This window comes from Streptosporangium sp. NPDC048886, from assembly GCF_055586905.1.
The window spans coordinates 203,844-216,216 of record NZ_JBVJHH010000010.1 but is presented as its reverse complement, the minus strand read 5'-3'; the positions used below and the strand labels follow the sequence as shown (position 1 = coordinate 216,216).

The following is a 12,373-nucleotide window of genomic DNA, read 5'->3' as shown; positions in this document are numbered from 1 at the left end:
GGGCAGTGAGTAAGCAGCCGAGAAGAGGGATGGGCGGCAAGGGTTTGGCGGCCCTCATTCCGACGGGCCCACCCCCGGCGCAGACCGTGGCGCCGTCGGCGACCGCGACGATGGTCGCGCCGGAGCCGGTCGCGCAGCGGCAGCCGGCCCCGGACCTCAGGCCGGTCGCGGGTGCCTACTTTCTTGAGATCCCGATCGAGGACATCGAGCCGAACCCCCGTCAGCCCCGGGAGATCTTCGACGATCAGGCACTGGAGGATCTGGCCACCTCGATCCGCGAGGTGGGTCTGCTCCAGCCCGTCGTGGTGCGCTCGGTGGACGGAGAGCGCTACGAGCTCATCATGGGGGAGCGCCGCTGGCGCGCCTCCAAGCTCGCCGGACTCAAGGAGATCCCGGCGATCGTGCGGAGTACCCAGGAGGACAAGCTCCTCCTGGACGCGCTCATCGAGAACCTCCAGCGCGAGCAGCTCAACCCCCTGGAGGAGGCGGCGGCCTACCGGCAGCTGATCGACGACTTCGACGCGACCCACGAGCAGCTCGCCGCCCGCATCGGCCGTTCCCGCTCCCACGTGACGAACACGCTCCGGCTGCTCAACCTTCCTCCCCGGGTCCAGCTCCGTCTGTCGGCCGGCACGATCACCGCCGGGCACGGCCGCGCTCTGCTGACTCTGGACGACCCCGCGGCGCAGGAGCGGCTCGCCGACCGGATCGTGGCCGAGCTGCTGTCGGTCCGCGCCGTCGAGGAGATCGTGGCGGTGGGGGATGCCAAGGCGGCCCCGGCGCCCACGCAGAAGACCCCAAGGGCGAAGCCGGCCGAGGAGCCCGCGCTCCGGCACCTGGCCGACCGTCTCTCCGACCGCTTCGAGACGCGGGTGAAGGTGGACTTCGGCCGCCGCAAGGGCCGGATCGTGGTGGAGTTCGCGACCATCGACGATCTGGAGCGCATCATCGGGACCATGGCCCCGGGCTCCATGCAGACAGCCGAGGAGTGACCCTTCCCTCCACGGACGAGATTTCGAGAGCGGGCTCCCTGTTTCACGTGAAACAGGGAGCCCGCTCTCTATCTGTCCGAGGGGATGCGGCACCGGTACGGCAGGCGGAGGGAGAGCTGTCCCCAAGGCATGGGTGCCTGGAAGGAGCCGGGGATGCCGGGTCCCGTTCCGTGGGTCAGCTGAGACGCCGTGTGCGTAGCACCGGCCTCTGCCGGCCGCGGACATCGTTCCGAAGCGCTCGGCAAGGGATCTTCAGCGAGCGCCGCCGAGGTGGGCCATGGCGACCCGCGCATTGCCGGCCGGCGGAGCGGTGGAGTCGAGTGTCAGGCGGTCCTCGTGCCACGCGTCGAAGTTCGCGCGTCGCGCCTCCACCGACGCCCAGGGCGGTTCGGTGAACCCGTCGATATCGCGCTGACGGGCCTCAAGCCGTCGTCGATGCAGGGCACGGTCGGGGCAGATCACTTCGATGTAGCGCAGCGCCACGCTCCGCCTGCGGGCCAGGGCGCGCCACTGCTCCCGTGCCTCCTCGGCGTCGTTCACCGCGTCGACGATGACTGGCTGCCCGAGTGCGAGAACGTCGGAGGCGAGCGCCTCCACCACGACGTAGGCCGCCAGCCCGGTCGGCTGGTCGCGGTCCACCCCTGCTCTCCACATCGCGGCCTCCACCGGGTCGACCGACAGCACCGGCGCTGGAAGCAGGCGCCCCAGCTCCTGAGCGATGGAACTCTTGCCGACGCCAGGCAGGCCGCTCATCACTATCAGCATGGCCGCAACCCTGTCACACGGCACCGACAAGGCTTGTCCGCGTCGAGGAAGACCTCTCGATGATCGCCGGCCCGCGACGGCGCCGCCCAACCGGTCGGCGTCTCCGACCTCATTGGGGAACAGATGGCCCTCTAATCGCATGTTGTGAGCAGGCGCCGACCTCAGAGCCTGAGTTGGCGAGGGCACTGGATGCCTATCCCCAGACCGGCCGGGGCTGGTGTCTGCTCATCGAGCGATCCGCCGCCGTTGTGATCGATGGATGCCGGGCTGATGAGCCTGACTTTTGGGAGGGTCGTCAAGACCTGACCCCAGACCGGCCCTCCCGGCGTTCTCCCGTCATGACCACGGCTTTTCGACGAGCGTGGTGTCCGTGGTTCGAGCCCGTCTACGGGATCGACCTCCTCAACGCGGCCGAGCCGGTGAGCTCTTGCGGCAGAAGGAGGCCCCGTGGATCGCTGGGGTCGCGAACGGCTGATCGGATGTCGGACCGGCGAGTCCTTCGATTAGCGGGCCGCGCGTCTCCGCTGCGGCTTTGAGCTGCACCGATGACCGGCTGCCTGTCCTGGGAGGAACATTGACGAAGCTGTTTTGCGGGATCGACTGGGCCGAACACCACCACGACATCGCCATCGTCGACGACACCGGCGTCCGGGTCGCCAAGGCCCGCATCAGCAACGACGCCGCCGGTCTGCGGGCGCTGCTGGAACTGCTGGCCGGCGCCGGCGACCACCCGGACGACCCGATCCCGGTCGCGATCGAAAAGCCGCACGGCCTGCTGGTGGCCTGCCTGCGCGCCACCGGACGGCAGGTGTTCGCCATCAACCCCTACGCGGTCTCGCGCTATCGAGACCGGCACGGGGTCGCGCGCAAGAAGTCCGACGAGCAGGACGCGTTGACCCTGGCCAATATCCTGCGCACCGACATGACCGCGCACCGCCCGCTGCCCGCCGACTCCGACCTGGCCCGGGCGATCACCGTGCTGGCCCGCGCCCAGCAGGACGCGGTCTGGGACCGCATCCAACTCGGCCAGCGGATCCGATCGCTGCTGCACGACTACTTCGCCGCCGCCCTGAAGGCGTTTGCGCACCTGCGCAACGGCGGCGTCACCAGGGCCGAGGCCCGGGTCATCCTCGCGCTGGCGCCCACTCCCGCCCGCGCCGCCGTCCTCACCCGCGGGCAACTGCGGGCCGCGCTCAAACGGGCCGGGCGGGTTCGCCACGTCGACCAGGACGTCGAACGACTTCACGCAGTCTTCCGCGCCGAGCACATGCGTCTACCTGATCTGGTCGAGCAGGCCATGGGTCACCAGCTCACCGCCCTGCTCGGCCAGCTCGAAGCGACCTGCACGGCTGAGCAGAACCTGGCCACCTGCGTGGAGGAGGCCTTCGCCCAGCACCCCGACGCCGAGATCATCACCAGCTTCCCCGGTGTCGGCCCGCTGGTCGGCGCCCGCCTCCTGGCTGAGATCGGTGACGACCGGACCCGCTTCGCCGACGCTCGCGGCCTGAAGGCGTATGCCGGCTCGGCACCGGTCACCCGAGCCAGCGGCAAGTCACGGCACATCATGACCCGCAAGGTCAAAAACGACCGCCTGGCCGCCGCCGGCTACATCTGGGCCTTCGCCGCGCTACGTCCCTCACCGGGAGCTCGGGCGCACTACGACCGTCGCAAAACAGCCGACGACGCGCACACCGCAGCTCTACGGCACCTGTTCAACCGCCTGATCGGCTGCCTCCACCACTGCCTCCAAAAGCGCCGAACCTACGATGAATCCGTCGCGTTTCCACCTCGTCTCACAGCCGTGGCTTGACACCACAACGTGCTCGGATGTCTGGGGACATGTCGCTCTGCCGTCCACCCACCCCGAGCACGGTGACCGCCGATGTGATCAGCGCCGTGCACTCAACGGTGGCGCCTGAAAGTCCGCGCCGGCACCGGCTGAAGCGACATCTCTGAGTGCTGCGGCCTCCGGTGGATACATCCCACCGTGGCCACTCCGCGAGGGGCCGCTGTTTCACGTGAAACAGCGGCATGGAGATCCTGAGTCACAGGGACCCGACCCCCAGCGAAGGGCTTCTGTTTCACGTGAAACAGAAGCCCGGGGAACGGCGCTTTCTGTTTCACGTGAAACCCTGCCCCGGGGGAGTGCGCCTCTGTTTCACGTGAAACACGCCATCCGAGAGGTAGCGTCTCTGTTTCACGTGAAACACGCCGCTCCTCGAGGCGGTGATCACACGCCGTTGCTCGCTCCGTGGACGGCGAGACGAATGTCGGAGACGAAGGTGTCGACGTGCTCGGCCGTGGTGTCGAAGGACGTCACCCACCGCACCACGTTCTCGTCGGCGTCCCAGACATGGAAGAGATAGCGCTGCTGGAGCTCGGCGATCGCCTTCTCCGGGAGGACCGGGAAGACGGAGTTGGACTGAACGGGGTAGCGGAGCGAGACGCCGGGAAGATCGGCGACGCCGTCGGAGAGGCGGTGGGCCATCGCGTTGGCGTGGGCCGCGTTCTCGCGCCAGAGACCGCCGGTGAGGAGCGCGGTCAGCTGGGCGGAGACATAGCGCATCTTGGAGGCGAGCTGCATGCCCTGCTTGCGCAGGAACAGTGCCGGGGCGTCCAGCTCGGGATTGAGGATGACGAGTGCCTCCGCGCCCATGGCGCCGTTCTTGGTGCCGCCGAAGCTGAACAGGTCCACCCCCGCGTCCGTGGTGAGCTCGTGCATCGAGCAGTCGAGCCAGGCCGCCGCGTTCGCCAGGCGAGCGCCGTCCACATGAAGGAAGAGACCGCGCGCGTGGGCGAACTCCGCGAGCTCGGCGATCTCGTCGGCGGTGTAGCAGGTGCCGCACTCGGTCGCCTGGGAGACGGAGATGACGCGGGGCTGGGAGCGTTGCACGTTGCCCAGTGCGGAGAGCTCGCCACGGATGCCGTCAACCGTTATCTTGCCGTTCTCCGTGGGGAGAGGGACCAGCTTGGCGCCGAGCAGGCGTTCGGCGGCACCGCACTCGCTGGTGTTGATGTGGGCGGTGGCGGGGCAGAGCACGGCGTCGTAGGACCGCAGGGTGAGGCCCAGTCCCACGACGTTGGCGCCGGTGCCGTTGAACATGGGGTAGACGGTCGCCCCGGCGCCGAACTCGGCACGGAAGACGTCCTCCATGGCCCGGGTCCAGCTGTCTCCGCCATAGGCGGGGGCGTCTCCGGTGTTCGCGTCGACGACGGCGGCGAGGACCGCGGGGTGCACGCCCGCGTGGTTGTCGCTGGCGAAACTCTTGGGGAAGGGGGTGGGAGTCAGCACAGGGCCAGCCTAGGTGAGCGGCTCCCGTGGCCGACCGGCGCGCCGCCGTACCCCCGCGGTCGCCGTACCCCCGCGCTGCCATACCGCTGCGGCCGCTGTATCCCTGCGTGGCGGGCGGAGTGACCGAGGCGGTGCCAGGAGCTTTCCGGCGACAGGATCTGTCCGGCGCGGGGCTGTCCAGCACAGGGAGGGCTGTCCGGAGACAGGAGAGGACGCTCCTGCCGGCCGTCCGGCCGGGACGGAGGCTCCTGGGTGAGAGATCCGGGGCAAGGGACTCCCGGGCTGTGAGACAGAGACGCCCGGCACCGCCCTGGGACGGAGTGACTCCATCCGGGGGTGCCGGGCGGCCGGCCCGGGACGCCGGGCAGTCAGGAGACGGAGGCGGGGTCAGGCGGCGCCGCGGGCGGCGGCGTGCTCCAGCAGCACCCGGCAGACGGTGCCGAGGTCGTCGCCGGCGGCTTCGACGGCCATGGGGAGCAGGGAGGTCTCGGTCATGCCGGGGGCGACGTTGACCTCCAGGAAATGCGGCAGGCCGTCCCCGTCGACGATGAGGTCGGTGCGGGAGATGTCACGGAGACCGAGGGCGGTGTGCGCGGTCACCGCCATCTCGGCGCAGGCGGCCAGGGCTTCGGGCGACAGGCGGGCGGGGGCGAAGAACTCGGTGTGGCCGGCGGTGTAGCGGGCCGCGTAGTCGTATACGCCCTTGTCGGGAACGATCTCCACGGGGGGCAGGGCCACCGGGCCCTCGCCGAGGTCGACCACCGCCACGCCCACCTCGACGCCTTCGACGCAGCGCTCGATCAGTGCGGTGTCACCGTAGGCGAAGCAGCCGACCATGGCGGCCGGAAGGTCCTCGGCGGTGCGGACGGTCGACGCGCCGAGCGCGGAGCCGCCTCGGGAGGGCTTGACGAACAACGGGAGCCCGAGGCGTTCCACGATGCGGGTCAGCACGGTGGAGGCGCCGAGGTCGTGGAAGGTCTCCTTGGGGAGCGTCACCGAGTCGGGGGTGCGCAGACCGACGGAGCGGACGACCGTCTTGGCGGTGGGCTTGTCGAAGGCCACGCGGCAGGCGTCGGGGCCGGCGCCGACGTAGGGGACGGAGAGGAGTTCGAGGACCGAGCGGATGGCGCCGTCCTCGCCCGCCCCGCCGTGGAGGGTGACGAAGACCGCGTCCGGTGGATCGGCGAGGATGGACGGTACCAGCGAGGCGTCGGTGTCACGGGTCTCCACGACGATCCCCGCGTTGCGCAGCACCTCGCTCACCCGGCGGCCCGAGCGCAGGGACACCTCCCGCTCGTAGGACAGTCCGCCTGCCAGGACGAGCACATAGCCCAGATCACTCACCCGAAATACCTCTCTACGCAGCCTGCGCCGGACCAAGGGAGACGCTCACCACGATCAGGGTGATCGCCGCACAACGGCGCCGGAAATCACCGTACGGCAACTCGCCGCATCGGCGCGCACCCGAGGGAGCCCATGTCGGCGGCCGCCTGCCATCGCGGGCGCCCGCGGAGGAAGGTGCCGGGCGGGGGTCCGGGCCCCGGGCGCCCGCGCGGAATGTGGTCGGGCGAGATCCGCTCCTGAGATGTCCACACCGATGCGGTCGGGCGAGGAGCCAGTCCCGAGGGTGTGTCCGCGCGGAATCGGGCGAGATCCGCTCCTGGGGTGTCCGCGCCGATGTGGCCGGGCGAGGACTGGCCCCGGGGTGTCCGCGCCGATGTGGCCGGGCGAGGACTGGCCCCGGGGTGTCCGCGCCGATGTGGCCGGGCGAGGACTGGCCCCGGGGTGTGTCCGTGTGGGATCAGGCGAGATCCGGCCCCGGGGTGTCCACGCCGATGTGGTCGGGTGAGGAACCGGTGCCGAACGTGTCGCGCAGCCGCAGCTCCTGCTCGATCACTCCGGCCAGGCGGCGGACGCCTTCGCGGATGCGGTCGGGCTCCGGGTAGCAGTAGGACAGCCGCATGTGGCGGGCGCCGCCGCCGTCGGCGTAGAAGCCGGTGCCCGGGACGAAGGCCACCCGTTCGGAGACCGCACGGGGCAGCAGCGCCTTGGAGTCGAGCCCCTCCGGGAGGGTGGCCCAGACGAAGAAACCGCCGCTGGGACGGGTCCAGGTGACGTCGGCGGGCATCAGGGCCTCAAGCGAGCTGATCATGGCGTCCCGGCGCTCGCGGTAGAGGACCTGGAAGGACTTGATCTGCTCACGCCACGGCTGGGTGGCGAGGTATTGGCCGACGGCGAGCTGGGTGAAGGAGGAGTGGGACAGGACCGCGGACTCCATCGCCAGCACCAGCTTGTCGCGGATGGCGTGCGGGGCCAGCGCCCAGCCGACCCGGAAACCGGGGGCCAGGGTCTTGGAGAACGAGCCGAGATAGACGACGCCGTCGGCGTTGTCGGCACGCAACGCCCGCATGGGCTCGCCGTCGAACCCGAGCATGCCGTACGGGTTGTCCTCGACGATCAGCACGCCCGCACGCTGGCAGATGTCGAGCACCTGCTGCCTGCGCGCCGTGTTGAGCGTCACCCCCGCCGGGTTCTGGAAGGTGGGGATCGTGTAGAGGAACTTGATCGGGCTGCCCGCGGTCTTCAGGGCGTAGATCGTCTGGGCGAGCGACTCGGGGATGATCCCCTCGGCGTCCATGGCGATGTGGACGACCTTGGCCTGGTAGGCGGCGAAGGTGCCCAGGGCGCCGACGTAGGAGGGACCCTCGGCGAGCACGACGTCGCCGGGGTCGATGAAGATCCGGGTGATCAGGTCGAGGGCCTGCTGCGAACCGACCGTCACGACGACGTCGTCGGAGTTGGCCTCGATCCCTTCCATGCGCATGACGTCGCAGATCTGCTCGCGCAGATGCGGGTCTCCCTGCCCGGAGCCGTACTGGAGCGCGACGGGGCCGCGGCGGGCCACCAGGTCGGCGACGAGCTCTCCCACGGTGTCGAGGGGGAGCGCGGTGACGTACGGCATGCCGCCGGCCAGCGAGACCACCTCGGGCCTCGACGCGACGGCGAAAAGAGCTCGAACCTCGGAGGCGACCATCCCGGCAGCTCGTGCGGCGTACCGATCGACGTAGGCGTCGATCCGCGACCCCTGGGCCGCGATGGTCTGACCGTGATCTGAGTCTTGGGGCACGGTCCACCTCCTAGGTCATGTGGAGCACATGGTGCTCATGCTAGAGAAACCAGGGTACGTCAGTGACGGTTGTCGTCTGCGTGGGGGGACGGGAGACCCTGAAACAGAGGCCCTCCCTGAGCTACGATGCCAGCTGAAGACGTCGTTTTCGCGCGGTTTTCGCCATGGCTTGCGCTCGTCTCGCCAGGATTGGGGCCAACAGGTGTCGCGTCGGCTGGCAAACGTCACACTCGACAATCTCGACGACCTGCCGCGCCGGTGCCGCCGGTGCGTCTTCTGGGAGCTCGATCCCGTCAACGGGAACCGGGCGGTCGAGGTGGGTGATCCGGGGCTGGAGAAAGAGGCCTGGATCTCCTCCACGCTGCTGGAGTGGGGGAGCTGCGGCAAGATCGTCTATGTGGACGGGGTGGCGGCCGGGTTCGTGCTCTACGCGCCGCCGCACTACGTGCCGCGCTCGGTGGCCTTCCCGACCTCGCCGGTCAGTGCCGACGCCGTGCTGCTGATGACGGCGCACATCGTCCCGGAGTTCTCCGGCGGCGGTCTGGGCCGGATGCTGGTCCAGGGCGTGGCCAAGGACCTGACCCGGCGCGGGGTCCGGGCGATCGAGGCGTTCGGCGACCTGAAGTGGGAGCAGCCGGGGGCCTGCCTGATGCCCGCCGACTACCTGCTCTCGGTGGGGTTCAAGACGGTCCGGCCGCATCTGCGCTTCCCCCGGCTCCGCCTGGAGCTCAAGACCGCCGTGTCGTGGCGCGAGGATGTCGAGGTGGCGCTGGAGAGGCTGCTGGGCTCCATGAGCCCGGAGAGGGCGCTAAGGCCCGTCTGAGGGTCTCTCCACCCGCCCCCGCCCCCGGGCCGCGCCCTCGCCCGGAGAGGGCGCCACGGCCGCCCTGTGAGGCGCTACGGCACGCCTGCCGCTCGCGCCGCCCTCGGCCGGCCGGTGCAAACCGTACACCCTTCGGTCAGCGCAAGCCGCTCACCCTTCGGCCGGCGCAAGCCGTACGCCCCTCGGCCGGGCCCGCCCGCCCCGCCGTACCGGGGCGCACGCCGCGGACCCGCCACGGACGCGCGGAAGCCCCCTGCCGTCGGGCGAGGGGGCTTTCGCTGGGTGGGTGTGCCGCTCGGAAGCGGGTGGTACGGCATGCGCTGTGGGGTGCGACCAGCCGCAGGGGGCCTAGATGATGCCCTCGAGCTCGCGGAGCAGCATGGCCTTCGGCTTCGCACCAATGATCTGCTTCACGACCTCTCCGTTCTTATAGACGTTCAGGGTCGGAATCTGGAGTACGCCGTAATTGCCGGCAGTCGACGGATTCTCGTCGACGTTCAGCTTGACGACGGTCAGCTTCTCGGCCTGCTCGTTGGCGATCTCCTCCAGGATCGGCGCGACCTGGCGGCACGGGCCGCACCACTCGGCCCAGAAGTCAACGATGACGGGCTTGTCGCTCTTGAGGACGTCGGCGTCGAAGCTGGCGTCGGTCACGTTCTTGATGGCACCCAAGGTTGCTGCTCTCCCTATCCGAGGTTGCGGTTGGTCTCAGTGGTCGTCGTGGTCGCTCAGCCAGCGCTCGGCGTCCAGCGACGCGGCGGTGCCGGTGCCGGCGGCGGTGATGGCCTGGCGGTAGGTGTGGTCGACGACGTCGCCGGCGGCGAAGACACCGTCCAGGTTGGTGCGCGTGGAGGGGGAGGCGACCTTGATGTAGCCCTCGTCGTCGAGCTCCACCTGGCCCTTGACGAGCTCGGTGCGCGGGTCGTGACCGATCGCGATGAACAGGCCGGTGGCCGGGAGCTCGCTCTCCTCGCCGGTCTTGAGGTTGCGCAGGCGCACCCCGCTGACCTTGTTCTCGCCCAGGACGTCGGCGACCTCGCTGTCCCAGACGAAGCGGATCTTCTCGTTGGCGAACGCGCGGTCCTGCATGATCTTGCTGGCGCGCAGCTCGTCGCGGCGGTGCACGACGGTCACCGAGCCGGCGAACCGGGTGAGGAAGATGGCCTCCTCCATGGCGGTGTCGCCGCCGCCGACGACCACGATGTCCTGGCCGCGGAAGAAGAAGCCGTCACAGGTGGCACACCAGGAGACGCCGTGGCCGGACAGCCGCTTCTCGTTGGGCACGCCCAGCTCGCGGTAGCCGGAGCCCATGGCCAGGATGACGGCCTTGGCGTGGTAGGTGTCGGTGGCGGTCTTGACGACCTTGGGAGTGACGGTCAGGTCGACCTCGACGACGTCGTCGGCGACCAGCTCGGCGCCGAACCGCTCGGCCTGCTTGCGCATGCTGTCCATGAGGTCGGGGCCCATGATGCCGTCGGGGAACCCGGGGAAGTTCTCCACCTCGGTGGTGTTCATCAGCGCGCCGCCGGCAGTGACCGATCCCTCGAAGATCAGGGGCTTGAGGTCCGCACGCGCGGAGTAGACGGCCGCCGTGTAGCCGGCGGGACCCGATCCAATGATGATCACATTCCGGACGTCCATCACTGCTGCGCCTCTCCCTTTGTCATTGCCAGTGGCGTCAACAGATCCTAGGCGTCGGTGATTCCCGGGTGAGACGAGAAGGCCCGGCATGGACGGATCCATACCGGGCTTCTCTTTGGATGGGGTGTTACCGGAGGTTAGTTCCAGCTTGCGAGGGCCGGCTTGCGCAGGTCCTCACACTGCAGCCCCACGACGTGGACGCTGACCGAGTTCTTGGCCTTGTTCTGCCAGAAGACCATGATGTTGGCCTCCTGACCGTTGTAGAGGCCCTGGTCCACGGCGAACGGAGACTTCCCGACCTTGCCGCTGACCTGCTGGACGCACTGCTGGAGCTTGGCGCCGGCGCTCATGTCCTTGGCGTCGACGATCTGCGCCGGACCGATGTAGTCGAGCAGCGAGCCTCTCAGCTCCCGGTCGCTGTAGTTCCAGTTGCTGTCGGTCAGCTGGTAGCCCTGACCGGAGGCGGCCAGAGGCTGGGCGGTCGGGCTGCCGTGGCCCGCGCCCGGGGCGGAGAGAACGCCGCTCGTCACCACGGTCCCGCCGACCACCGCCGCCAGCACTCCCGCCGCCGCGACGGGCATCGCCCACCGGCGCCGGCGTGTGGCCCTGCGCTGCCTGGCCGGAGTGATGGTGCCGTCGTCGCCGACGACTCCGAGCCGTGTCACCGGCTCCGGCTCAGGCTCGGGGAGAGGGGCACTCTCCCATGGCGCGTCGCGCATTATGTCGTCCCAGGCCGGTGCTTCCACCAGGCCCACTCCACCTCCACGGAAGCTTTCGGCCTCTGCGGCCAGCGCGCGGTCGATCCTGAGCGCGACTCCCATCGGCATCGCCGGGGTAGGCGTCGCCGACAGCACCTCGCGGACCGCTGCCAGGTCGGCAAGGCTCTCGCCACAGGGATCGCAGACCGCGAGATGCTCGCGTACCTGCAGGGCCGTGGCGGCGTCGAGGAGACCTTCGGCCAGCTCGGCCAAGATCTCCAGGTCGTAGTGCGTATCACCCGTCACGAAGTTCTGCTCCCTTCGCGGATGAGACGCGATTCAGGTCGGATCGGTTCCGTAAGTGGGAAAGAATTGGGGCGAGTTTCGCCCGTCCGCGGGCGCATCTGCTCTTCACCGTGCCGCTCGGCACCTCCAGGACCTGGGCGGCGTCCTCGACGGAGTAGCCCATCATGTCCACGAGCACCAGCGCGGCCCGCTGGTCGGCGGGCAGGAGCTTGAGCGCGGCCGAGACCTCCATGGAGACCTCGCGCTCGGCCGTCTGGTCGAGCACCGGGGTGTCGCGCTCGGCGGCCTCGACGAGCTCGTCGTCGGCGACCGGGCGTACGGATTTCCTGCGCATGCGGTCGAGGCAGGCGTTGACCACGATGCGGTGCAGCCACGTGGTGACGGCGGCCTCGCCGCGGAAGCTGTCGGCCTTGCGATAGGCCGAGACGAAGGCGTCCTGTACGGCGTCGGCCGCCTCGTCGGGGTCGCCCAGCGTACGCAGGGCGACCGCCCACATGCGGTCGCGATGACGCTTGACTATTTCACTGAAAGCGTGCGGATCCCCGGCGATGTGCCGGGTCAGCAGCTCGGCGTCGGACACTGCGGCCCGCGCCATCTGCTGTTCCGCCGCTGGCGGGGTCTCGGGTGGGGAATTCACAAGGAGAGTCCTGCTGCCGGTCCGGGGAGAACACCACTACGTGATAGATGGTGCCACGAAATCTCCCATGATCGTCAACAAGACGGGTAAAA

At 69.5% G+C, this 12,373-nt stretch carries 11 protein-coding genes; 3 read left to right on the top strand and 8 right to left on the bottom strand.

What is annotated here, in order from left to right:
- Positions 1-5 precede the first annotated feature (5 nt).
- On the top strand, positions 6-992 hold the full coding sequence (locus ACZ6R6_RS14920) for a ParB/RepB/Spo0J family partition protein (RefSeq protein WP_470093548.1): 987 nt from the start codon (positions 6-8) through the stop codon (positions 990-992).
- A 252-nt stretch (positions 993-1,244) separates the two neighbouring features.
- Here ACZ6R6_RS14920 and ACZ6R6_RS14915 read toward each other — a convergent pair whose 3' ends face one another.
- The gene (locus ACZ6R6_RS14915) at positions 1,245-1,745 is read right to left on the bottom strand and encodes a P-loop nucleotide/nucleoside kinase family protein (protein WP_470093546.1); all 501 of its coding nucleotides are present in this window, start codon (positions 1,743-1,745) and stop codon (positions 1,245-1,247) included.
- A gap of 586 nt (positions 1,746-2,331) precedes the next feature.
- On the opposite strand from ACZ6R6_RS14915, the gene ACZ6R6_RS14910 reads away from it, so the two are divergent.
- Positions 2,332-3,567, top strand: a complete 1,236-nt coding sequence (locus tag ACZ6R6_RS14910; protein WP_470093545.1) for an IS110 family RNA-guided transposase — start codon at positions 2,332-2,334, stop codon at positions 3,565-3,567.
- A 420-nt stretch (positions 3,568-3,987) separates the two neighbouring features.
- Here the strand turns inward: ACZ6R6_RS14910 and ACZ6R6_RS14905 are convergent, their stop codons facing one another.
- From ACZ6R6_RS14905 to ACZ6R6_RS14895, 3 genes are all read right to left on the bottom strand, one after another.
- On the bottom strand, positions 3,988-5,049 hold the full coding sequence (locus ACZ6R6_RS14905) for a threonine aldolase family protein (protein WP_470093544.1): 1,062 nt from the start codon (positions 5,047-5,049) through the stop codon (positions 3,988-3,990).
- 387 nt (positions 5,050-5,436) lie between these two features.
- Positions 5,437-6,393, bottom strand: coding sequence for a D-alanine--D-alanine ligase family protein (locus tag ACZ6R6_RS14900; protein ID WP_470093542.1), 957 nt, complete (start codon positions 6,391-6,393; stop codon positions 5,437-5,439).
- 457 nt (positions 6,394-6,850) lie between these two features.
- Entirely contained in the window at positions 6,851-8,083 is a 1,233-nt protein-coding gene (locus ACZ6R6_RS14895; protein ID WP_451930213.1) for an aminotransferase-like domain-containing protein, read from the bottom strand.
- A gap of 295 nt (positions 8,084-8,378) precedes the next feature.
- On the opposite strand from ACZ6R6_RS14895, the gene ACZ6R6_RS14890 reads away from it, so the two are divergent.
- On the top strand, positions 8,379-8,999 hold the full coding sequence (locus ACZ6R6_RS14890) for a hypothetical protein (protein ID WP_012895722.1): 621 nt from the start codon (positions 8,379-8,381) through the stop codon (positions 8,997-8,999).
- 348 nt (positions 9,000-9,347) lie between these two features.
- Here ACZ6R6_RS14890 and trxA read toward each other — a convergent pair whose 3' ends face one another.
- From trxA to sigM, 4 genes are all read right to left on the bottom strand, one after another.
- Entirely contained in the window at positions 9,348-9,671 is a 324-nt protein-coding gene (gene trxA / locus ACZ6R6_RS14885) for a thioredoxin (RefSeq protein WP_184754683.1), read from the bottom strand.
- Positions 9,672-9,707: 36 nt separating this feature from the next.
- Complete coding sequence (trxB, locus tag ACZ6R6_RS14880; protein WP_470093540.1) at positions 9,708-10,643, bottom strand: thioredoxin-disulfide reductase; 936 nt, start codon at positions 10,641-10,643, stop codon at positions 9,708-9,710.
- A 134-nt stretch (positions 10,644-10,777) separates the two neighbouring features.
- Positions 10,778-11,644 carry an anti-sigma factor family protein gene (locus ACZ6R6_RS14875; RefSeq protein WP_470093538.1) on the bottom strand — a complete coding sequence of 289 codons (867 nt, stop codon included), beginning with the start codon at positions 11,642-11,644 and terminating at the stop codon, positions 10,778-10,780.
- Positions 11,634-12,239: an RNA polymerase sigma factor SigM gene (sigM, locus tag ACZ6R6_RS14870; protein ID WP_470093536.1), complete on the bottom strand. Its 606-nt coding sequence runs from the start codon at positions 12,237-12,239 to the stop codon at positions 11,634-11,636. The genes ACZ6R6_RS14875 and sigM overlap by 11 nt, the downstream gene beginning before the upstream one ends.
- Between the last annotated feature and the right edge of the window lie 134 nt (positions 12,240-12,373).